This window comes from Chloroflexota bacterium, from assembly GCA_013152435.1.
In the GTDB taxonomy this organism is placed as follows: Bacteria; Chloroflexota; Anaerolineae; order DUEN01; family DUEN01; genus DUEN01.
The window spans coordinates 1-23,355 of the sequence record JAADGJ010000003.1; the positions used below are offsets into that span (position 1 = coordinate 1).

Below are 23,355 nucleotides of genomic sequence, written 5' to 3' on the forward strand. Positions count from 1 at the left end.
CTCTTGCGGCCCTGATTCCATACAACCATGAATCGACGCCAGGACAAACCATCGCCGCAAGAACCAGAAGGGCCGAACTCTCCGTTCGGCCCCTCAAGTCCGGCACCCACGCGATCCGCTATCCCTTCAGCCCGGTCAGCTTCACCCCCTGGATAAAGGTCCGCTGGGCGAAGAAGAACAGGATCACGATCGGGACGGTGAAGACGGTGGCCGCGGCCATGAGCAGGTTCCACGCCACCGTGTGCTGTCCCTGGAAGTCCTGCAACCCCAGCGCCATAGTGAACAGGCGCGGGTCCGTCAGATAGATCAGCGGCCCCTGAAAGTCGTTCCAGGCCCACAGGAACGTGAACACAGTGATGGTCGCCAGCACGGGCACGGACAGAGGCAACACCACGTTCCAGAAGATGCGAAACTCGGAGGCCCCATCCACCCGAGCGGCGTCACACAGTTCCTCCGGGATGGTGCGGAAGAACTGGCGCAGCAGAAAGATGTCGAACCCGTTGCCGAAGAAGGTCGGGACGATCAGCGGCAGGAAGGTGTTCCCCCATCCGAGCTTGTCGGTGAAGAAGATGTACAGGGGGATCATGGTCACCTGGAACGGCAGCATCATGGTGGCCAGCACAACCACGAAGACGAGGTCTCGGCCCGGCCAACGGATGCGGGCGAAGCCATACGCGGCCGGCGCACAGGAGATCAGGGTGCCGATGATCGAGAAGATGGCGATGATCAGGCTGTTCTTCACGTAGGTCCAGAAGTTCACCCCCAGCCCCGGCCGGGTGGCACGGTTCATGGCATCCGGGAAGTTGCGCCACCGAAAGCCGACCACCAACACCGGCTCCGCGTACTTCATGCGGATCTTCATGGTCGTCGCGGGGTCGGCAGGGTCCACGAACGTCCCATACCCCTCGGCGATGTCCAGCAGCGCCAAGCGTTTCACCTGACCATCCATCTGCACCTCATAGATCGGCAGCTCCTGCCCATTGATGGTCACCCGCAGATTGTCATGAGGCAACCAGGAGGGCGGGACCCGGAACACATCCTGATCCGATTTCAGCGCGGTGGACAGCATCCACAGAAAGGGGATGAAGAAGAACATGCCGACGACGATGATGGCCAAGTGCGCCGCAAGATGTCCCAGCTGGCGACGCAGTTGACGCCGCCACAGGGGACGGCGAGCAGTCGGTGATAGGACAGCCTGGGCCATCGGCTCACCCTCCCTCGTAATAGGTCCAATGCTCGGAAGAGCGCAGAAGCACCAACGTACAGATCATGATGACGATGAACAGGATCCAGGCCAGCGCGGAGGCGTACCCCATCTTCAGGTATACGAAACCCTGTTGGTAGAGATACACGCTGTAGAACAGGGTCGAGTTCAACGGGGCTCCCAGGCCGCTCCCCACAGGGCTGACCCCCGCGCTGAGGACGTAAGCCTGGGCGAAATACTGGAAAGTGGCGATCACCCCGATGATGAGGTTGAAGAGCGTGATGGGGGACACCAGGGGGATGGTGACCGCCCACAGGCGCTGCCACCAGTTGGCCCCGTCCAGCTCCGCCGCCTCCATCAGCACCACCGGCACATCCTGAAGGCCGGACAGATAGATCACGATGGTGTTCCCCACGCCCCACAGGCCCAGCAGGATCAGGGACGGCTTAGACCACGTCGGATCCCGCGTCCAGTTGGGGCCGCGAATGCCCACGTGGCTGAGCAGCGTATTCAGCAGACCGCTATTCGGGTTGAGGATCCACAGCCACAGCAACGTGCTCGCCACGGTGGGCACGATCGAGGGGAGGAAGTAGACCACCCGGTAGACGGACTGCCCCCGGATCTTGATGTTCAACAGGAGGGCACAGACGAACGACAGCAGCAATGAGAGGGGAACGCCGATGACGACCATGTATCCCGTATTGTACAGCGACTTCCAGAACAATCGGTCGCGAAAGAGGCTCACATAATTGCTCAGCCCAATCCATTCCGGCGCCCGCTTGATGTGGTACTCGGTGAAGCTGTAGTAGAGGGACGCGGCCATGGGATATAACGTGAACGCGAAGAAGCCGATGATCCACAACGAGATGAACAGGATGCCGGTGATGAAGCGACGCCGAGTCTGTCGGCTCCATCCCCACCAAAGGGAAGACGATCCCGAGCGCGTGGAACGCTTCGTAATCGCCGTCACACGCCACCTCCTCACACAGGATGTCGTCAAGGGATATCCGGCGATGAGCAGCCGGCGGCCATCCGCCTTTCGCCGCACGCCCGGCCCGGAAAAGGACGAGAGCCCTGCTGGGAGCAGGGCTCTCGTTAAGCGTGCCGAAAGGCTAGTCCGAGAGCGCCTTGTCAAGCATGGGCTGCAATCTGGCCTGAGCCTCCTCCAGAAGCGGCAGAGGATCGGCGCATGTGTGCAGCACCTGCTCCTCGATCTGTCCCAGCTCGGTCTCCACCTCGGCGTTGATGGGGGTCAGGATAGGCGCTTTGGCGTTCGGATCCGCCATCAGCTTCAGGAAGACCTCGAACTTCTCGTTCTCATGGAAGCGCGGGTCCTCCGCCGCCTTCTTGCTGGACGGCAGGTTGAAGTTGGCGACCATCTCCTCGGCCACGATCTCCGGCGACATCATCCACGCCATCAGCTTCCAGGCAGCGGCCTTGTCCTTGACGCCGCTGGGGATCAACGCCACGGTGCCGCTCACCAGATTGGTGTTCTTGCGCTCGGGGTGATCCTGCGGCGGCGGGAAGGGTGCCACGCCGTAGTACAGCTCCGGCTTGTACTTCTGGATGAAGTTGGGGCCAGGCTGCCACTCACCTTCCACCATCATGGCCACTTTCCCGGCGTAGAAGCCGTTGTCCGGCGACATATAGCCACCGAAGGCGGAGGTGAAGCGCAGCACCTCGTCCACGTTATAGTCGCAATAGAACTGCTGCTCCCACTTCAGGGCGTTCACCACCGGATCGGACGTGAAGAGGATCTTCGTCCCGTCCTCGCTATACCAGTAGCCGCCCATCATCGCGACGTACAGCCCCAGATGCGACCAGGAGAAGTCCGGGATGAAGCCCACCTGGACCATGTTGCCGTTCTCATCGAACTTGGTGAGCTTCTTGGCGTACTCCACCAGCTCCTCCATCGTCTGCGGCGGCTGCTCGGGATCCAACCCGGCGTCCTCAAACAGGTCCTTGTTCCAGAAGAGCGCGTAGGTGTCCGTGCCCCACGGCAGGCAGTAATACTTCCCCTGGTACTTGCACTGGCTCAGCGGGGCCTCGAAGATGTCGTTCAGATCCACCTCGCCGCCCGCCAGGAAGTCATCCAATGGGGTGATCAGGCCCTCACGCGCCCAGGTACCCACGCTGTCAGGCCCGCCCAGGACCAGGATATCCGGCGGCTGGCTGCCGGAGAGGCCCGCGATGACCTTGTCGTCATCCACCGGGGAGTTCACCTCCACCCGGACGTTGTTCGCCTCCCCATACTTGTCGAACAGCGACTGGAGCTGCGCCGGGTTATCCCCCCAGGTGATCCACACCCGCAATACCTTCTGCTCAGCAGGAGGAGCAGCCTCCTCCCCACCTGGGGCCGGTGCCGCCGCTGGTGGCGCACACGACGCCAACAACACCAGCACCAGAGTTCCCGCGACCAACAGGCTGAACCACCGTCCTTTACCCGACATCTCTGCCTCCTTTCTTCATGCACTCAATCGGGGGTCGTTTGGACGCAACGCGCCGGACATCACCATGAATGCGAGGAATACCGCCCCTGGCCCACTGTACTCGGCCCCGATGGCGAGCCAGGCCAGGCCCGGGCGGACAAAGGCAGAAGGAAAGGGAACTCGGAGGGAGCCATCTCCCATGCCTCCCTGGGAGGGCTCCCCGATGGCTACAGAGGTGCTCCCTTCACATTTGATCACCACACCGAAATGCGATGCCATCCATCATAGCATCTACCGATATTATATCACTTTTTCACGCGTCTGTACATCAATGAGTCACGTGGGTGGCGCATCCAATTCGGCTCCGAACCTGCCCTCTCTCGGCCTAATTCGGGCGGATAAGGCCGGGCGAGGCGGGTAAGGGGCCGAAACAGGGAAGCTTCTTTTGAGAGGCTGTGCCTCTCAAGGCTCCCCGCCGTATTCCCACCGAAAAGATACACTACCGTCACATGGGTGGTGCATCCTTTCGATGGGCATCACGTGCGACCATCGTCGGAGTGGGAGGATCGCAGGCGAGGGCCTCAGGGAGGGAGATCATGTGAAGCCAACGCAGAATCCCGGCCGGCTTCCTGCCACCGCGCGGCCGGACATGCGTCAGAGGCACGCCCTCCAGGATAGCGGAGGGACTTGCGGCGACACAACGGCGCTGCACCGCCGCAAACCCCTCTCACGAGCTCTTATCCTCCTCCCCTAAGCCCGGCCCATAAGGCCAGGCCGTCCCTCACTCCAATGCCCTGCTACGCCTCCTCCGCAGACGCCGTCAGCGCATCCAGCCGACGCTGCACCTCCTCGGCGGCCCGCACCAGGTCCGGAGCGCAGTCGAACACCGCCTGGCCGGTGAAGTCGGCCTCAACCACCTGGGGATCGGCGGGAAGATACCCCAGCACCTGAAAGCCCTCCGCCTGGGCCCGGGACTCGATGTACTCCCGATCGCGGTCGTTCCGCATCTTGTTCGCCACCAGGAAGACGCGACGCAGGCCGATGTCGCCGGCCAGCCCGCGGATCAGGCGCGCCGTGTCCAGGCTGCGCCGCCCCGGCTCGACGACGACGATCAGGGCGTCCACCGCCTGGGCCGTCGCCCGGCCCAGATGCTCCACCCCGGCCTCCATGTCCATGATGACGACCTCGTCCCGCCCCAGGAGCAGATGCGTGACCAGCGCCCGCAGCAGCGCGTTCTCCGGACACAGACAGCCGCTGCCCCCCTGCTTGACCGTGCCCAGCCGCAGCAATCGGATCCCCCGATGCTCCGCCGAGAAGCGATCAGGGATGTCATCCACCCGCGGGTTGAGACGGAACCAACCGCCGACGGTCCCCCTCTTCGCGCCGGTCCGCTCGTAGATCAGATCGTCCATCTCCGCGATGGGCACGATCGCATCGGCCAGCTCCGGCGGGAAACCCAGCGACAACGCCAGATTGGCAGCCGGGTCCGCATCGATCGCCAGCACCCGCCGCCCGTCACGCGCATACAGATACGCGAGCACGCTGGACAACGTCGTCTTCCCCACCCCACCCTTTCCCGTAATCGCCAATTTCGTCATGGACGTCCCCTATCCTCTCCTCACTTAAATCTATCCCTTCCCAAGCGCACATGCCCCTACGACAGGAGCCCCTTCTCCTCGAACAGCGGCCGAGGATCCACCATGTTCTTGTGCAAGGCGGATGTCTCCGGCCCCAAGCCAAAGGCCAGGCTCATCAACTGGGTCACGTAGAGGATGGGCATCTGGAAATCCAGATCGATCTGACCCTGCCGGGCGTCGAGGTTCACATGACACAGGGGGCAGACCGCAACGATCACATCCGCCCCGCAATCCCGAGCGTTCTGCAGGACCCGCCGCGTCATCTCCAGGGCCAGTGACGTCTGGGTGATGCCCAGCGATCCACCGCAGCAATCGGTCTTGTAGGACCAGTCCACCGGCTCAGCCCCCAGCGAGCGCACCAGGTAATCCATGCGCATCGGATACTCGGGGTGCTCGGCCTGGGTGATCTTCGGCGGCCGGGTCACCAGGCAGCCATAGTAGCAGGCGACCTTGAGCCCGGTCAGCGGCTTCTCGACGCGGGCCTCGATCCGATCCAATCCCGCCCGCTCCACCAACGTGTCCAGCAGGTGCTGGATGGTCACCCGCCCCTGATAGGCATAGCCGATCTGCGATTCGACCTCTCGCGCCATCTCGTCGTCGTGCGTCACCGTGTGAACGGCCGCGCGCATGCGGGAGAAGCACGCGCTGCATGGGGCGGTCACCGTGTCCAGCCCCATCTGCTCGATGACGGCCAGCGTGCGCATGGGCAGAACCGTGGCCAGGACATGATCCGTGGAATGGGCCGGACTGGAGCCGCAGCAGATCCATCCCGGCGGCTCGACCAGCTCCAGGCCGATCTCCCGGGCGACGGCCCGAACCGTCTGATCGTACTCGGCGGCGGTGGAGTGAAGTGAGCAACCGGGATAGTAGGCGACCTTGCCCTCGGCCGGCTCCACCGGCTCCACCTTGCGGGGCGGCCGGACGAAGGACGGGAGGAGCTTCAGCTTCCGCCGCTTCAACATCTCCAGCCCCATGTCCATGTCCTTCAACAGGTTCCCCGTCATCAGGTTCATCCCGGCCATCAGCCCCACTTCATACAACCGCCCCAACAGCTTGATATCGCGCAGGAACAGATCGCTGAACTTCTCCACCTCGGGGACGGCGGGTGGGATCCCCCGTCGTCGAGCCTCGATGCGCAGCGTATCCATGATGCCCGCGATGTCCAACCCCTGTGGGCATCGCGTGGTGCAGGTCTGACAGGCCGCGCACAGCCAGATGGTCTTCGACTCCAGGACCCGATCCTCGCCCAACTGCAGCGCCCGCATCACCTGGTTGGGCAGCATATCCATATAATCGGCCAGCGGGCAGCCACTGCTGCACTTGGCACACTGATAGCAGAGATAGACATTCTGCCCGATCTCGCGCTGAACGATCTGGGCCAGCTCCTCCGCGGTGGCAGCTTCCAGGGTCGCCATATCACACCTCTCGATCCCTACCATCAGGCATCACTGCCGTTGACGGTCGGCCGGGGCAACAATCCCGCGCCCTCCACGATGGGCTTCACCGCCGCCTCCCACTCGATCGCCATAATATGCACGCCAGCTACACCCTCGATCTCCCGCAACTGCTGTATCTGCTCAATGCAGATCTTGATCCCCTCCGCGCGCCATGCCTCTCGCCGCGCGGCCTTGTCCTCCTTGGGGATGCCCGCCACGGCCGCCTGCATCCGCTTCACGTACTCGTCGTCGACGATCATCCCCGGCACCTGATCCCGCATATACCGGGCCATGCCGCTGCTCTTCAGCGGCCCCACGCCGACCAGGATGGCCACCTTCTCGTGTAAGCCCATGTCGACCACGCGCTTCATGTACTCCTTGAAGCGCGGGATATCGTACACGAGCTGGGTCTGGATGAAGTCGGCCCCGGCCGCCACCTTCTTCGCCAGCCGATACGGCCGGAAGTCGAAGGGGTCGCCAAAGGGGTTGGCCGCCGCGCCGATGAAGAAGGGCGGAGGCCCTCCCACGATCTTGTCCCCGCACTGGAAGCACCCCGCCTCACGCATCTGCGCGACCATCTGGATCAACTGGATGCTGTCGATGTCGAACACGTTCTTGGCGGTGGGGTGGTTGCCGAAGCTCTGATGGTCCCCTGTGAGGCAGAGCACGTTGCGGATGCCCAACGCGGCGGCGCCCAACAGGTCGCTCTGGATCCCCAGGCGGTTGCGATCGCGGCAGGTCATCTGGATGATCGGCTCCAGCCCCAGCTGCACCAGGATGCACCCGGCCGAGATGCTGGACATCCGCACGATGGCCGTCTGGTTATCCGTGATGTTGACCGCGTCCACGACGCCCTGAAGCAGCTCCGCCTTCCGCTCGATGACCTCCCGCTGCCAGCCCTTCGGCGGGCCCAGCTCCGCGGTCACCACGAAATGCCCCGCCCGGATCAACCGCTCCAGATTGCTTCCCGACTTATACCCATTGGTCGAAACCTCGGCCATATTCGCCTCCGCAGGATTAAGACGCATTACGTGCCGCGTGTTGCGTGCCGCGTACTGCGCAATACTCTACGCTTACCCTTCCTGGTACTCCTCCGGCAGCCGCAAATCGTCTCGAACGATGCGGCGCGGGCCGCCATCCCGGCTGGTCGACCAATCCTTGGGCGGCTGTATCTCCAACAGCTGATCCAGCATCCCGAACGCGCTCATCCGCTCCCAGATCAGCTGCCACGCGCACGGGGTCTCCGGGTTGACCTCGCACTTCCCATCCTGCGAGCCACCGCACGGCCCGTTCAGCAGCTGCTTCGAGCAGCGCGCAATGGGGCAGATGCCGCCGGTCAGGTGCAAGATGCAGTTCCCACAACCCTGACAGCGCTCCTCCCATATCCCCTGCTCCACGGGCAGCCCCATGAACTTGGTGTTCAGGCCAGGAACCACCCGCTTCGTCGGGAACCGCTCGGCCAGCGTCTGCACCCCGACGCCGCAGCCCAGGGAGAGGATCAAATCGTAGTCATCCAAACGCGGCTTCAAGGGATCGATGTACTCCCATTCGCACTGACGTTGCACCGTCACCTCGTCGATCACCTTGCCGTTGCCGTCCAGCCGGGTGGCCATGCGCAGCGCGGAGCCCAGGATGCCGACCTCCTTGGTCCCCCCTGCGAAACACACGGTGACGCATGTCCCACAGCCGACGATGAGCACCCGCTCGGCGTCCGCGATGAACGATTTGATCTCCTCCAACGGCTTCTGTTCCGCAACAATCATCGCCCGTTCCTCCCTCTAATCATCAACGTTTCCTTCTTTCCGGCGACCGGTCGCGGCCGACGGCTGCCCCTCCCGCAGCGGGGACGGCCCCAGCTTCTGCACGCGCTCGGTCATCTCCGCAGCGTACTGGGCGAACTGCGGCCCCATCGCCGAGGAGAGGTGGAACATCTCGATCCGATCGCTCTCCAGGCCGATCTGCGTCAGCAGATCCTGGATATATGCAACTCGCCTTCTGGCGTTTAGATTACCTTCCAGGTAATGGCAATCGCCGGGCAGTCAACCGGCCACCATCACGCCGTCAACGCCGCGCTCAAAGGCGTGGAGCACCTCGACGACCTCCAGCCGCCCCGTGCACGGCACCTCCACGATCTTGATGCTGGGAGGGTACTGCATCCGCAACGAGCCGGCCAGATCCGCCGCGGCATAGGCGCAATGACGGCAGCAAAAGGCGATGATCTCGGGTAAGAAATCGATCCCGGACATGAAATGGTCACCTCCTCACCGCGAACATCTCAAAAAGGATCACGATCACGCCATCTCAGCAACACGGGGCAACCCGGCGGGCGGGCCTCCGAACAGGGCGTCGAGCTTCGCCTCGATCTGGACGTCCCGATAATGCATGAGCTGGATCGCCTTCGCCGGGCACTCGGCGGCGCAAATGCCGCACCCCTGGCATTGAGCGGGCTCGATGTAGGCCGCCCCTTGAATCCCGCCGGCCCCCACAAGGTCCTCCCGGACCTGCGGGACATCGAAGGGACAGATGCGCACGCAGGTCAGGCACCCCACGCATTCCTCCGAGCGGACCTGCGCCACAATGCCCCCCACCTGCAATGCATCTCGGGTCAGGATGGTCGCGGCCCGGGCCGCGGCCGCCTGCGCCTGAGCGATCGCCTCGTCCAGCAGTTTGGGGTAGTGGGCCGCGCCGGCCATGTACAACCCATCCGTGGGGAAGTCCACAGGCCGCAACTTGACGTGCGCCTCCATCAACCAGCCGTCCAGGTCCACCCCAACTTTGAGCCGGTTGGCCAGCTCCTCGGCCCCTTCCACCGGCACCATGGGCATGCTGAGAACCAACAGATCGGGATGCAACGTCATCTCCCGCTCCAACACGGGCTCCCAGACCCGCACCTCCGGCCGACCGCCCTCCCGCTCCGGCAGATGCACCTCCGGCTTGCGGTCGGCATCGTACCGGACGAAGAGGACGCCCCTCCGGCGCGCCTCCGTATACAGCCGCTCCTTGAAGCCATACGTGCGGATATCCCGGTACAGGACGGTGATCCGGGCGGCGGGATTGAGCTCCTTCAGCTTCAGGGCGTTCTTCAGGGCGATCGTGCAGCAGGTCCGGCTGCAATAACGCTCCGCCGGCCCCACACACTGAATCATCACCACGCTTTGGAGCGGGGACTGGAGATCAGCGGCCGACGAGCGCGGCGCCTCATCACCCTGGAGCCCCGCCGACCACGTCGCCAACAACGCCTCAAACTCCTGCTGGGTGAGGATGTGCGGATCGCTCCCATAGCCGTAATCCGTCCCCCGATACTCCTGCGCGCCGATGGCGATGATCGTGGCCCCGTGTCGGACGGAGAGCTCCCCCTCGGAGGTGCGCACGGTCGAGGTGAAGTTCCCCCGATACCCTCGGGTATCCAACAGCTCCGCGTTCAAATGGACGGTGATGAGCGGGTTCGCACGCACCTGCTCGATCAGGTCCCGGAGATAGGTCTGCGCATCACGCCATCGGAGCGAGACGCTCCCATTCCCGTCCCCCTCCGGCGCCCTGGCCTCCACCAGGAACCGAACATGCCGCAGGTTCCCGCCCAGCTCGGCCTCTCGCTCGATCAGGTCGACCTCGATCTGCTGCTCCGCCAACGCCAGCGCGGCGTGCATCCCGGCCACCCCGCCGCCGATGACCAGCGCCCGCTTCGTCACCGGCACATCGATGGGATGCAACGGCTCCAGCCTGGCCGCCCGGGCGACCGCCATGCGCACCAGCTCCTTGGCCTTCTCCGTCGCCGCCTCCCGGTCGTGGGAATGCACCCACGAGCAGTGATTCCGGATATTGGCCATCTCAAAGAGATAGGGATTGAGCCCTGCCTGCCGGATGCTGTCCTGGAACAGCGGCTCGTGCGTCAGCGGCGTACAGGAGGCGACGACCACGCGGTTCAGCCCCAGCTCCTTCGTCTTCTCGGTGATGCGGCGGATGGAATCCTGCGAGCACGTGTACAGGTTGTGCTCCGCATGCACCACATAGGGGAGCGTCCTGGCGTATTCGGCCACGGCCGGCACGTCCAGGAAGCCGCCGATGTTCGATCCGCAATGACAGACGAAGACGCCGATGCGCGGCTCCTCGCCGCTCACATCCCGTTCCGGCGGATACTCCGGCGGCGTGATCAACGTCGCCCGGGCCGAGGCCAGCAGACCGCCGGCCAGCGCGGCCGCACCACTGGCCTCCACCACCGTCTCCGGGATATCCTTAGGCTCCCGGAACGGCCCCACCGCATAGATGCCCGGCTTGCTGGTCTGCAGGGGCTGGAACTGGACTGTGTGACAGAATCCATATGGGTCCAGTTCGATCCCCAGCCGACGGGCCAGATCCCGCACCTGCGGCGAGATCTCCATTCCCACGGAGAGCACCACCAGATCGAAGGGCTCCTCGACGATCCCTCCCTCGCCTCCGCCGTTCCGGCCATCGCCACGTACATAGCGCACGATCAGATCGTGCGTATGGGGATCCTCCTTCACCGAGGAGACCCGACAGCGGACATACCGGACGCCATATTGCTCCTGAGCCCGTCGATAGTAGCTCTCATACCCCTTGCTGAACGCCCGGATGTCCATGAAGAAGACGGTGATCTCCGCCTCCGCGTCATGTTCACGGGCCATGATCGCCTCTTTGGCCGCGTACATGCAGCAGACGGCGGAACAGTAGTCATGAGACTGATCGCGGGAGCCAATGCACTGCAGGAAGGCGATCTTGCGAGCCGGCCTCCCATCGGAGGGGCGCACCACGTGTCCCTCCGTGGGACCGGAGGCGCTCAGCAGCCGCTCGAACTGGAGCGCGGTGACCACGTTGGGATAGCGTCCCCACCCGTACTCCTCGGACATCTCGGCGTGGTACACCTCATATCCGGGCGCCAACACGATGCCCCCCACCCGGATCTGCTCGGTGCGAGGCGGCTCATCGTGATGAATAGCCCCCGCCTTACACTCATACCAGCAGCTCAAACACTCGGAACAGATGCCACAGGCCAGACACCGGGCGGCTTCCTCCTGCGCCTGCTCCTCCGTGTACCCCTTCTCCACCTCGGTGAAGCCCCGAAGCCGCTCCTCAACGGGCACCATGGGCATCGGCACCCGGGGTGTGATCTTGACCTCACCCCGCTGCATGCGGTCCTGGATCTCGGCCTGGGTCAGATGGACGACGGGGAGCTCCGGCTTAGGCGCCGGCTCCAGCTCCTCGCCCCGCAGGTAGCGGTGGATGGATTCCGCCGCCCGGTGGCCGCTGGCGACGGCCTCGATCACGAAGGCGGTTCCCGTCGTCGCGTCACCGGCGGCGAAGACGCCCGGCCGCGTCGCCGCCAGCGTGTTGGGATTGACCGCGATGGTGGAGCGCGGCGTGATGCCCACCCCGCTGCTCTCCGGGATGAAGGCCAGGCCGGCCCGCTGCCCAATGGAGAAGATGACGATGTCGCAGGGGATCACGTGCTCCGACCCCGGCTCCGTCTCCAGGATCAGCCGCCCCTCCTCGTCGAACTCCATATACGTGACCTTCAGGCACTCCAGCCCGGCGACCCGCCCATGCCCATCATCCAAGATGCGTTTGAAGGAGCGGCCCGGGTGGATGATCACGCCCTCGGCCTCGGCCTCCTCGATCTCCCACGGGTGGGCGGGCATCTTCTCCCGCTCCTCCAGGCACGCCATGTGCACCTCAGCCGCTCCCAGCCGGACGGCCGTGCGCGCCACGTCGATGGCCACATTCCCCCCGCCCAGCACCATCACGCGCTTTCCGGAGAAGTCGGGAGGGTTGCCCAGCCGCACGTCCCGCAGGAAGACCGTGTTGACCAGCACCCCCTCCAGATCCACACCCTCGATCGGCAGCTTCCGCCCCTCGTGGGCGCCCACGGCGATGAGCACCGCATCGAACCCTTCGGCGAAGATGTCGTCCAGGTTGTCCACCCGGGTGTTCAGACGCAGCTCCACGCCCAAGTCCACGATGTCCTGGACCTCCCGGTCCACGATCCAGCTGGGCAGACGGAACTCCGGCACGCCCACCCGCAGCATCCCGCCGGCCATGGGCAGCGCCTCAAACACCGTCACGCTGTAGCCCATCTTGCACAGATCCTGGGCCGCTGTCAGGCCACAGGGCCCCGCCCCGATCACCGCCACGCGCTCCTTGTACTTCCGCTCGGCCGGCTCCGGCGGAACCCGGGGGCGGCTGTACACCCAGTCCGTCACAAACCGCTTGAGGGCGTGGATGTTGACGGGATCATCCACCTTACCCCGATTGCAGGCATCCTCGCAGCGATGATTGCAGATACGCCCGCAGATGCCGGGGAACGGATTGTCCTCCTTAATCACCCGCAGGGCGTCCTCATAGCGCCCCTCCCGGATCAGGGCGATGTACCCCTGGGCCCGCTGATGGGCGGGACAGGCATCGCGGCAGGGCGCGATGCCCCGCTTCTCGATGGCGTAGGCGTTGGGGATCGCCTGCGGATACAGCTTGTAGGCGGCCCGACGCTGCGAGAGCCCCTCGTTGAAGAGATCCGGGATGACCACCGGACACACGCTGGCGCAATCCCCACAGGCGGTGCACTTCTCCGGATCGATGTAACGGGGGTTGCGCCGCACCGTCACCGTGAAGTCGCCAGCCCTTCCCTTCAGATCCAGGATCTCCGCGTTGGTCAGCAGCTCGATATTCCGATGGCGCCCGACCTCCACGAGCTTGGGGGAGATGGTACACATCGCGCAGTCGTTGGTGGGAAAGGTTTTGTCGAGCTGCGCCATATGTCCGCCGATGGCGCTTTTGGCCTCCACCAGGTACACCTTATAGCCCGCATCGGCCAGGTCCAGGGACGCCTGCATCCCGGCGATGCCGCCGCCCACGACCATGACCGCGCCGACCACGTTTCCATTGCCCGAACGACCGTTGTCAGTCATACCGCTCCCCCCGGTTGGTGACTTCACAGGCCTACCCGCCGAAAGCGCCCCGCAACAACCCGACGCGTCGTCCTCCGCGCCCGCGCACCTCGCGGGTAAGCCGATCCTATACGCCTGACTGACCGCCGATGATCTCTACCCGAACCTCATTCCCTCCTGCCCCGATGTAGGCCCCCATGACACGCGAACGCTGGATGGACGGGGAGTCCCCGTCCTTACTTCGCCTCCACCTCCGGCACCCGGCGGGCGGCGCCTCCCTGTGCCCCCTTCAGCGGGTTCGGCCCCAACGCCCGGATACGCTCCGTCATCTCCTCCGCATAGCGGGCGAAGGTGGCCCCCATGCCCCCGGAGACGAAGAACATCTCCAGACGCTCACCGCCCAGGCCGATCTCGTCCAACAGCTTCTTGGCCCGCTCCACTCGCGCCTTTCCGCGCTCGTTGCCGCGCACATGGTGACAATTGCCGATGGGGCACCCGACGATATACACCCCATCGGCCCCCTCCTCAAACGCCCGCAGGATATACCCCACATCCGTCTTGCCCGTGCACGGCAAGCGGACCAGCTTGATGTTCGCCGGATACTGCAGGCGCAGCGCCCCAGCGGTATCCGCACTCATATACCCGCAATAAATGCATGTAAAGACGGTGATCTCGGGTTCAAATGTTCCATTCCGCCCATTGTCGGCCACGGTTTCCTCCAACGGCTTGGAGATTGCTGTCCCCCAACTATCTCACGCACGAACGGCTCCCGCCCTAGACCTCTCGCCAAATCCCATCCGCCACTACCTCCGCCTCTTGCAGCACCCTTAAGCCCTCAAGAGACGCTGCCGCCCCCAATTCCCACTCTCTCGTTCTCTACCACCGCCCACGCTCCTACGCCCTGGGCGAGGATCTGATCATCCGTGTACGCGACCAGCTGGATCGCCTTGGCCGGGCATTCGCCGGTGCACGTACCACATCCATGACACAGCGCCGGGTCAATATATGCGGCGCCGATGATCCCCCCCACCCCCGGGCGATCGGGCTGGATCTTCGGGATCCCAAAGGGGCAGGTGCGCACACAGGTCAGGCATCCCACGCACTTGCTCTGATCCACGACGGCGACGTTCCCGCCGATATACAGAGGCTGCTTCGCCAGGATCGTGATGGCCCGCCCCGCCGCGGCCTGCGCGTGCGCGATCACCTCCTCGAGGAACTTGGGATAGTGCGCCATCCCGGCCACGAAGATCCCCTCCTCCATGAAGTCCATGGGACGCATCTTCAGGTGCGCCTCCATGAAGAACCCTTCCCGAGAGAGGGGCACGTCCAACACTCGCGCCAGCTCCGCCGTCCCCGGAGAGGGGGCGATGGCCGTGTTCAGCACCAGGAAATCCGGCTCGAAGGTCAGCGTCTCGCCCAACACCGGCTCCCGCACGTGGACCCGCAGCCGTCCGTCCACCTCCTCCACCGTCGGCACCGACTCATCGTCATAGCGGATGAAGACCACGCCGCGCCGCCGGGCCTCGGTGTAATACGCCTCGCGGAAGCCATAGGTGATGATATCCTTATAGAGGATGGTCACCCGACAGTTGGGATTGAGCAGCTTGATCCGGATGGCGTTCTTGATCGAGTTCATGCAACAGATCCGGCTGCAATAGTCGGGCATCTCCGGCGAGCGCACGCACTGGATCATCACCACGTGATCCAGACCGGTGATATCCTCCGGCCGATGGGCGATGCGATCCTCCAGCTCGGTCTCCGTGATGACGCGCTCGTTTCGGCCCAGCAGATAGACGTCCCCCCGCCACGTCTCACCGCCGGTGGCCACGATGGTGACGCTATGCTCCACCTCCGACTCCGTCGGCGGCCCGCCGTTCACCGGCTCGGTCCGGATGACGGCCCGGAACCGCCCCACCGAGCCGGAGTGCTCCACCACCTGGCTGCGGGTGAACACCGTCACCCGCTCGTGGCCGCGCACCCGATTGACCAGATCGCGCAGCAACCGCTGGGGATTCTGCCCCTCGGCCACATAGTAGACATGGCGCAGGTTGCCCCCCAGCTCGGCGGCGCGCTCCACCAACACGACGTCATAGCCGCTGTCGGCGATGGAGAGCGCGGCCGTCATCCCCGCCACCCCGCCACCGATGACCAGCGCCCGGCGAGCGGGATTCAACGCCGCCCGATGCACCGGGGAGGTAACCCGCACACGCCCCACCCCGCCACGCACCAATTCCATGGCCTTGCGCGTGGCTTCCCGGGGGTAAGCGCTGTGGACCCAGGCGCAATGCTCCCGGATGTTCACCATCTCCAGGAGGTACGGATTCAGCCCCACCTCCCGCACCACCCGCTGGAAGAGCGACTCGTGGGTCCGATGGCTGCATCCGGCCACCACCACTCGATTCAGCCCATGCTGCTCGATCGCTCGCTGGATCTGAGCCTGCCCCGACTCGAAGCACCCATAGCCGACCCGGGCGACATGAACGACGTCGGGCAGGCTCGCGGCGTACCGGGCCAGCGCCTCCGTGTCCACCACGCTATCGATGCTGGGATGACAGTCACAGACGAACACGCCGACCCGAGGCGGCTCTCCGGAGACATCCCGCTCCTCGCCGAACCCGTTGTCGGAGATGAACGGGTACTCCCGGCTGGACTCCGCCTGGCCCAGAGCGGCCCGCATGAGCCGCATCACATCGCCGGCCGCCCCCGCCGCGTCGATGATCGTCTCGGCGATCTCCTTGGGCGACTGGAAGGTGCCGCACACGTACACGCCCGGCTGGCTGGTCTGCAACGGCGTGAATTTATCCGTCTCGCAGAATCCATACGGGTTCAAATCGATACCCAACGCCTCCGCGGTGGCCCTGGACAGGGCGGGCGGCTGCGTGCCCACGGAGAGCACGACCATGTCAAAGCGCTCCTCCACCACCTGACCGTCCGGCCGGACGTAACGCAGGAGGAGATCTCGCGTCTTCGGATCCTCCTTAACCGAGGAGATGCGGCAACGCACGTAGCGAACGCCGAACTCCTGCTTCGACCGCTCGTAATAGGCGTTGAACTCCTTGTTGAAGGCCCGCTCGTCCATCATGAAAATGGAGCACTCCACATCCGGCAGGCGCTGCCGCGCCAGGATGGCCTCCTTCGTCGCGTACATGCAACAGATGGACGAGCAATACGGATACCGCTGATCCCGCGAGCCCACGCACTGCAGCCAGGCGATCCGCCGGGGCATCTGGCCATCGGAGGGCCGGACGACGATCCCCTCCGTGGGGCCCGAGCGGCTGGCCAGCCGCTCATACTGCATACTGTGCACCACGTTGGCGTAGCGCCCCCAGCCATACTCCTCGTACTGGCTGAGATCGGTCAGGCTATAGCCGATGGCCAGGATCACGGCGCCCACGTGGATCACCCGCTCCACAGGCTCCTGATGAAGATCGATGGCTTCCGTGGGACACACGTCAACGCACAGCCCGCAATCCTCGCAATAAGGCCCCTTGTCAACCACGTAGGCGTCAGGGATAGCGCGAGGGGCCGGCTTATAGATGGCCTTCCGCTGCGAAAGCCCCATCTGAAAGCCGCTGGGCAGCTCCACGGGGCAGGCCACCGTACACAAACCGCAGTTGGTGCAGCGGTCTACATCCACGTAGCGGGGATGCTGACGCACGCGAACGGTGAAGTTTCCCGCCTGGCCCTCGGCGGAGACGATCTGAGCGTTCGTCAGCACCTCGATATTGGGGTGCAGATTGTTGTCCAGAAAGACGGGCGAGATCGCCGGGCGTGTGCACCCATAGCCATGATCGGATGTCCCCCGACAGAGGACGCAATCGTGGGTGGGAAACATGAAGCCCAGCTGCGCCACGCGTCCACCCAGGCTCGGCAGGGACTCCACCAGGACGACGCGCAGGCCCGCCTCCGCCAGATCGATCGCGGCCCGCATGCCGCCCACCCCCCCGCCGACGACCATCACGCCAATGTGATTCCCCTCCGGATCGTCATAGATGATGTCTGCCATACGGGGATCCCCCATCACGCGCTCCTGTTCTCCTCACGTTTCTCTCCAAATCCCCCGGTATACACGTCAAACCTTATCCTGCTCTCACCCCATCACATCTCACGTACATCCAGGATCTCCACCTCCGGCAGCTTCTGAACCGTGGCCAGCAACTGCTCTTTGGAGACCCGATCCACCCGCAAGACGATCCCCAACCGCTCCGGAGATCGTTCCACCGCCCAGGAGCCGAAAGCGGTTAGATTCCCGCCGATCTCGGCGATGGCCGCGGACAGCTTGGCCATCTCCCCTACCCGGTTGGGAACGATCACGGAGAGGCGAAGCCCGGGCTCGCGGGCCCCCAGCATCTCCATCATCGTGGAGAGCAAATCCACGTCGGTGATCAGCCCCACCAGCGTATCGCCGCGCACCACGGGCAGACATCCGGTCCCATGGTCCACCATGATCCGGGCGGCCTCCTCCACCGGCACATCCTCCGTAACGGTGACCACATCGCGCAGCATCACCTTATCCACCCGGATCTTGGAGAGGATGTACCGGGTCTCCAGGGCGCTCAGGGACACGGCCGACCAGGGAATGGCCTGGAGGATCGACTGGCGGGTGATCAACCCCACCAGATGATCCTGACCGGTCACCACAGGCAGGTGCCGGAGGCCATGATCCTGCATGAGCTGCTGCGCCTCCGTGAGAACGGTGTCCGGTGCGACAACGACCAAGGGCTGAGGCTTCATACGATCCTTGACGAGCACGACTTTCCTCCCAGTCGTCCGCGTTGATGTTGTGCCCGTTTCAACACGAGCGTGCCGCTTCTACCCATGACGGGCATCCGACGCCGCCCGCCATCGGAGAGGATCTGGCCCTGCGCACAATCCCAACACGAGGCCAACGCGACAGGGGCAAGGACCCCGGACGGGCCGCGCCTCCCATCCGCCTCTCCCGCGCGCCAGCCCTCAAGACAGCAACGCCTTCCCCACCAGATGACGGCGGGGAAGGCGGCATCACCCGATCCCAGAGGCGCCATCTTCAGCGCCTCGTCATCACTTACCCATTCGCATTCTAGCACTATGCCAGATCGATGTCAATGGCTTTGCATCGCCCTCCGTGAGCACGCCATCCTATGTTTCAGGCAACGTGTACTTGAAGGCTCGCAGCGTGTTCTGCAAGAGCATGGCGATCGTCATCGGTCCCACACCGCCCGGCACGGGGGTGATGGCCGAGGCCACCTCCTTGACCTCATCAAAGGCGACATCTCCCACTAGGCGATAGCCAGACTTGCGGCTGGGATCGTCCACCCGGTTCACCCCCACGTCGATGACCACGGCGCCCGGCTTCACCCAATCACCCCGGACCATCTCCGGTCGCCCGACGGCGGCCACCAACACGTCCGCCTCCCGGGTCACCGCCGGCAAATCACGCGTGCGGGAATGGCACACGGTCACCGTGGCGTTGGCATGCAACAGCAGGAAGGACACGGGCAACCCCACGATGTTGCTGCGCCCCAGCACCACGGCTCGGCTGCCCTCCAATTTCACCCCGACCCGCTCCAGAAGCACCATGACGCCATAAGGCGTGCACGGGATGAAGAGCGGATCGCGCCCCTTCATGGCCAGCCGGCCGATATTGATGGGATGGAAGCCGTCCACATCCTTCTCGATGCTGATGGTGTTCAACACGGCTTCCTCATCCAGATGCGAGGGCAAGGGGAGCTGCACCAGGATGCCATGGATGCTGGGGTCCTCATTCAGCTCCCGGACCAGCCCCTCCACCTGCTCCTGAGTGGCATCGTCGGGCAGCGTGGGCTTCACGGAATGGATGCCCACCTCCTCACACGCCCGCCCCTTCATGCGCACGTACGTCTGAGAGGCCGGGTTGCTTCCCACCAACACCGTGGCCAGTCCAGGCACCTTCCCATACTGCGCCTTCAGCCGCTCAACCTCCGCCTTGATCTCCTGGCGGATCTCCGCAGCGATGGCCTTTCCGTCAATGATTGTGGCTGTCATCTACTCCTCCCTTGCTCCATTGCCACCACGAAAGGATAGCCGGTCTACAACCGCAGGTAGGAATCCGTGTAGATCACCTTGTTCAGGAGGATCTGCACGGTCTTGTACACCGCCGCCTGCTCCGGGTCGTCCATGTCCACATCCTCGGGCTTCAGCTCCTCATCCGCCATTGTGGCGTCGTACAGCTTCAGCAGGAGCCGCCCCAGAGGTGTGCTGTCGTCCCGCTCCTCCACGATGCGGATGTACTCCTTCAGCTTCTCGTCCAGCGGATTGGCGATGGCGCAGTCCAGGCCAGCGGCCATCAACATCACCATGTATGTGCGATTGATGAGCGACCGATGCTCATTGGGCACCGCGTTGGAGACGTTGGAGAGGCCCACGGAGACCTTGGGCGGCGGATCAGCCACGAGCTTGAGCATCTTCACCGCCTGGATGCACTCCGGGCAATACTCCTGGCATCCGGAGACCGTGAGCACCAACGGATCGATCAGAAGGTCGTCCATGGGGATGCCCAGCTCTTGCGCCCGCGGGATCAGATACTCCAGGGCGATGCTGACCCGGGTATCCGCCTCCACCGGGATGCCGCCATCCCGCATCGTCAGCGCGATCAGCTTGGCGTTGTACTTCTTGGCCAACAGCGGGACCTTCTCCAGACGCTCCGGCTGAGCCGACGTGGAGTTGATGATGGCCTGGTTCTTGGCCCGCTTCAGCCCCTCCTCGATCGCGGCCAGGTTCGTGGTGTCCAGCGAGAGCGAGACGTCCACCACCTCCTGGACGGTCTCCACCAGCCAGGGCATGATCTCATGCCCGGCGCGCTTCTGCGGGCCGATGTTCAGGTCAAGCGCCTGGGCGCCCGCCTCCACCTGCTTCACCGCCAGCTCTTGGAAGAACTTCTTATCCTTCTCCGCCAGCGCCTTCTTCACGCGCGGGGAGATGATATGGATGTTCTCACCGATGATGTACACGTTGGCCTCCTTTCCAGGACGTTCATCGTCCGTTCAGTAGTCGATCGGTAATCGAGCGCACCGCCTGGTAGGCCGCGGAGGTATCCGGCAGCTCGGCGATGGGCCGGCCGGTGCTGTCGAACTCCGCGAGCACCGGGTCCTGGGGGATCGTCTCCAGGAGCTCCAGGCCGGTCTCGTCGATGGCCTGCTGCAACGGCGGCGGAAGCGAGCCCGCCACCCGGTTCAGCAACAGGTACGTCCGTCCCACCCGGATGTGGAGCGACTCCGCCAGCCGGGCCATTTGGCCGGCCGCCAGCACCCCGCGCAGCGTGGGATCGCTCACCAGCAGCAACACATCCACATCCCGGGTCGTGCGGCGGCTGAGGTGCTCCATCCCGGCCTCGTTGTCGATCACCACGTAGTCATACCCCTGCCCCAACGCGTCCACGATCTGGCGCAGCAGGTGGTTGACCGCACAGTAGCATCCGGGCCCCTCAGGCCGCCCCATCGCCAACAGATCGACGTCGTCTCCCTCCTCCACCGCCAGACGCACCGCGTAATCCAGCCAATCCCGGCGAGCCATCCCGGTCGGCAGCGCGCCACCCTGCGCCTCCTGCAACGTGTCCTCCCGGATATCGCCGACGGTCTGCCCCAACGGCAATCCCAGAGCCAGATGCAGGTTGCTGGCAGGGTCCGCATCGATCGCCAGGATGCTCCCCACACCCCGCTCTGTCAGGGTGCGAATGAGCAACGCGGCGATGGATGTCTTTCCCGTCCCCCCTTTACCAGCTAACGCGATCGTCTTCGCCATTCATCCACCATCCATATTGGCCACTTTCCTAATTCTCGATCTTCCTCAACCCTCACGACACCCGGTCCGCCAGCGTCTCCGCCACGGAGGGGAACAGCGAGATATCCGTGTGCGGCAGGAACAACGCCGAGGTGAACCGCTCGTAGAAGCGGTTGTCCGCCGACAGCTCCACGTATGTGAGCTTGTGGGCGATATCCACCAGCCGTCGTCGCACATCCCGATGCAGGAGCACCATGTACGCCCCCAGGACGCTGGTATTTCCCAGGAATTGGAACCGATCCCAGGGGAGATCCGGCAACATGCCGATTTGGATCGCCTTTTCCACGTTGATGTACTGCCCGAACGCGCCGCCGATGAGCACCCGCTCCACATCCTGGATGCTCAGCCCGATGCTATCGCAGAGCACTGTGAAGCCGGCGTAGATGGCCGCTTTGGCCCGGATCAGGTTGTCGATGTCCACCTTGGTGATCACGATGTCATGCCCGTGCTCCGTCTCCTCCCCCCAGGCCACCACGTACTCCAGGCCGTGCTCCCCCTCACGGACGCGAGGAGTGCCCAGCTCGAGATGGAGATTCCCGGCCTTGTCCAACACGCCGGTGATGAACAGCTCCGCCAGCAGGGAGATCAGCCCGGATCCGCAGATCCCTCGCGGCTTCCCCCCGCCGATCACCCGGTATGTCGGCTCATAGGTCTGGCTGGAGATCCACACCTCCTCGATGGCGCCAGTGGTGGCCCGCATCCCGTGCTCCACGCCCGCCCCCTCAAAGGCGGGCCCCGCGGAGCAGGCGCAGGAGAGCATCCACTCGGACGTGCCCAGCACCGTCTCGCCGTTGGTCCCCACGTCGATGAAGAGCGTCAGCTCCTCCTGCTCCTCCAGCCCGGAGCTGAGGACCCCGGCCGTGATATCCGCGCCCACATAGCTCGCCACGCCCGGCAGGCAGTCCACCGTGGCGGTGGGACAGATATTCAGCCCGACTTCCTCGGCGCGCAGCGTGGGCCAGTCGTTCACGGTGGGGATGTAGGGGGTCAGGCGAATGGGCTCCGGCGGCACCCCCAGGAACAGGTGCATCATCGTGGTGTTCCCGGCCACCGTCGCCTTGTAGATGTGCTCCGGACGGATTCGCTGCCGACGCGTCACGCGATCGATGAGCTGGTTGATGGTCTCCAGCACCTTATCCCGCAGGTCGGCCAGGCCATCCCCCTTTGAGGCGTAGATGATCCGGGAGATGATATCCTCCCCGCGAGCGATCTGGCCGTTGTACTCGGCCGCCTGCTGCACGACCTGGCCGCTGACCAGGTCCACGAGATAGGCGGAGACGGTGGTGGTGCCGATATCCACGGCCAGCCCCCAGCTCTCGCCGCTGAGGTCCCCCGGCAGGATATCGACCAGGCGCGGCGGCCCCTGGGGGCGATCCCACGTGTCCATCTCCACCGTCGCGGTGACCGCCCAGTCGGCGGAGCGCAACGTCGTGCCCAGGCGCTGCAGCGTCGCCAGGTCGGCCGTCAGGCCACGCACATCGTACTGCCGGGCCAGCTCCCGTTGCAGGCGCGCCCAATCATCCGTCTGATCATCCAGCGTAGGCGGCGTGAGCTGCACGAAGTAACGATGGATGGGCTGGTGTTCGCGCCATTGGTAGGGGAAGGGTACCACCACACGGCGGGCGGCCTTCTCCGTCGTCAGCCGCCGCTCGATGCGCTCCTGCGGCGGGATCTCGATGACGGCATCCCCCTCGATCACGCTCTGGCAGGCCAGCGCGTACCCGGCCGCCAGATCATCCTGGGACAGCCGGATCGTCACCCGCCGCCGCACATCGCCGTTCTGCACGATCACCGCACAGCGTCCACATCGTCCCTGGCCGCCACAGGGCATGTTCAGATCGATGCCCGCCCGTTGCGCGGCCTCCGTGACCAGCGTCCCGGTGGGAACCTGGACCGTCACATCCGCGGGCAGAAAGCGTACTGTATGGAGAGCCATGATTTACTCGATTTGCGTGT

At 64.5% G+C, this 23,355-nt stretch carries 16 protein-coding genes; all 16 read right to left on the bottom strand.

All coding sequences use genetic code 11. The features are described from left to right. Positions 1-118: 118 nt before the first annotated feature. Positions 119-949, bottom strand: coding sequence for a carbohydrate ABC transporter permease (locus GXP39_00070; protein NOZ26432.1), 831 nt, complete (start codon positions 947-949; stop codon positions 119-121). 259 nt (positions 950-1,208) lie between these two features. After that, entirely contained in the window at positions 1,209-2,165 is a 957-nt protein-coding gene (locus GXP39_00075) for a sugar ABC transporter permease (protein ID NOZ26433.1), read from the bottom strand. 151 nt (positions 2,166-2,316) lie between these two features. Continuing rightward, on the bottom strand, positions 2,317-3,654 hold the full coding sequence (locus tag GXP39_00080; GenBank protein NOZ26434.1) for an ABC transporter substrate-binding protein: 1,338 nt from the start codon (positions 3,652-3,654) through the stop codon (positions 2,317-2,319). A 776-nt stretch (positions 3,655-4,430) separates the two neighbouring features. Continuing rightward, entirely contained in the window at positions 4,431-5,231 is an 801-nt protein-coding gene (locus GXP39_00085) for an AAA family ATPase (GenBank protein ID NOZ26435.1), read from the bottom strand. 56 nt (positions 5,232-5,287) lie between these two features. After that, positions 5,288-6,685: a hypothetical protein gene (locus GXP39_00090; GenBank protein NOZ26436.1), complete on the bottom strand. Its 1,398-nt coding sequence runs from the start codon at positions 6,683-6,685 to the stop codon at positions 5,288-5,290. A gap of 23 nt (positions 6,686-6,708) precedes the next feature. Then, on the bottom strand, positions 6,709-7,707 hold the full coding sequence (locus tag GXP39_00095; protein ID NOZ26437.1) for a methylenetetrahydrofolate reductase: 999 nt from the start codon (positions 7,705-7,707) through the stop codon (positions 6,709-6,711). A 72-nt stretch (positions 7,708-7,779) separates the two neighbouring features. Then, positions 7,780-8,469: a hypothetical protein gene (locus GXP39_00100; protein ID NOZ26438.1), complete on the bottom strand. Its 690-nt coding sequence runs from the start codon at positions 8,467-8,469 to the stop codon at positions 7,780-7,782. A 15-nt stretch (positions 8,470-8,484) separates the two neighbouring features. Further along, complete coding sequence (locus tag GXP39_00105) at positions 8,485-8,952, bottom strand: hydrogenase iron-sulfur subunit (protein NOZ26439.1); 468 nt, start codon at positions 8,950-8,952, stop codon at positions 8,485-8,487. A 45-nt stretch (positions 8,953-8,997) separates the two neighbouring features. Then, on the bottom strand, positions 8,998-13,623 hold the full coding sequence (locus GXP39_00110) for an FAD-dependent oxidoreductase (protein NOZ26440.1): 4,626 nt from the start codon (positions 13,621-13,623) through the stop codon (positions 8,998-9,000). 215 nt (positions 13,624-13,838) lie between these two features. Further along, positions 13,839-14,324 carry a hydrogenase iron-sulfur subunit gene (locus GXP39_00115; GenBank protein ID NOZ26441.1) on the bottom strand — a complete coding sequence of 162 codons (486 nt, stop codon included), beginning with the start codon at positions 14,322-14,324 and terminating at the stop codon, positions 13,839-13,841. Positions 14,325-14,437: 113 nt separating this feature from the next. Next, the gene (locus GXP39_00120; protein ID NOZ26442.1) at positions 14,438-17,608 is read right to left on the bottom strand and encodes a CoB--CoM heterodisulfide reductase iron-sulfur subunit A family protein; all 3,171 of its coding nucleotides are present in this window, start codon (positions 17,606-17,608) and stop codon (positions 14,438-14,440) included. Positions 17,609-17,700: 92 nt separating this feature from the next. Next, on the bottom strand, positions 17,701-18,354 hold the full coding sequence (locus tag GXP39_00125) for a CBS domain-containing protein (protein ID NOZ26443.1): 654 nt from the start codon (positions 18,352-18,354) through the stop codon (positions 17,701-17,703). Between the two features lie 366 nt (positions 18,355-18,720). Then, a complete protein-coding gene (folD, locus tag GXP39_00130) occupies positions 18,721-19,605 on the bottom strand; it encodes a bifunctional methylenetetrahydrofolate dehydrogenase/methenyltetrahydrofolate cyclohydrolase FolD (protein ID NOZ26444.1) in 885 nt (294 codons plus the stop codon). Between the two features lie 44 nt (positions 19,606-19,649). Continuing rightward, the gene (locus tag GXP39_00135) at positions 19,650-20,570 is read right to left on the bottom strand and encodes a dihydropteroate synthase (GenBank protein NOZ26445.1); all 921 of its coding nucleotides are present in this window, start codon (positions 20,568-20,570) and stop codon (positions 19,650-19,652) included. A 22-nt stretch (positions 20,571-20,592) separates the two neighbouring features. Then, complete coding sequence (locus tag GXP39_00140; protein ID NOZ26446.1) at positions 20,593-21,360, bottom strand: AAA family ATPase; 768 nt, start codon at positions 21,358-21,360, stop codon at positions 20,593-20,595. A 52-nt stretch (positions 21,361-21,412) separates the two neighbouring features. After that, positions 21,413-23,335 (bottom strand): DUF4445 domain-containing protein, encoded by a 1,923-nt coding sequence (locus GXP39_00145; GenBank protein NOZ26447.1) that lies wholly within the window; start codon positions 23,333-23,335, stop codon positions 21,413-21,415. Positions 23,336-23,355: the final 20 nt, after the last annotated feature.

Coding starts and splice junctions, on each gene's coding strand:
- GXP39_00070 (NOZ26432.1), bottom strand. CDS start 949: ATGGATGGTCAGGTGAAACGCTTGGCGCTGCTGGACATCGCCGAGGGG.
- GXP39_00080 (NOZ26434.1), bottom strand. CDS start 3,654: ATGTCGGGTAAAGGACGGTGGTTCAGCCTGTTGGTCGCGGGAACTCTG.
- GXP39_00085 (NOZ26435.1), bottom strand. CDS start 5,231: ATGACGAAATTGGCGATTACGGGAAAGGGTGGGGTGGGGAAGACGACG.
- GXP39_00090 (NOZ26436.1), bottom strand. CDS start 6,685: ATGGCGACCCTGGAAGCTGCCACCGCGGAGGAGCTGGCCCAGATCGTT.
- GXP39_00095 (NOZ26437.1), bottom strand. CDS start 7,707: ATGGCCGAGGTTTCGACCAATGGGTATAAGTCGGGAAGCAATCTGGAG.
- GXP39_00100 (NOZ26438.1), bottom strand. CDS start 8,469: ATGATTGTTGCGGAACAGAAGCCGTTGGAGGAGATCAAATCGTTCATC.
- GXP39_00110 (NOZ26440.1), bottom strand. CDS start 13,623: ATGACTGACAACGGTCGTTCGGGCAATGGAAACGTGGTCGGCGCGGTC.
- GXP39_00120 (NOZ26442.1), bottom strand. CDS start 17,608: ATGGCAGACATCATCTATGACGATCCGGAGGGGAATCACATTGGCGTG.
- folD (NOZ26444.1), bottom strand. CDS start 19,605: ATGACAGCCACAATCATTGACGGAAAGGCCATCGCTGCGGAGATCCGC.
- GXP39_00140 (NOZ26446.1), bottom strand. CDS start 21,360: ATGGCGAAGACGATCGCGTTAGCTGGTAAAGGGGGGACGGGAAAGACA.
- GXP39_00145 (NOZ26447.1), bottom strand. CDS start 23,335: ATGGCTCTCCATACAGTACGCTTTCTGCCCGCGGATGTGACGGTCCAG.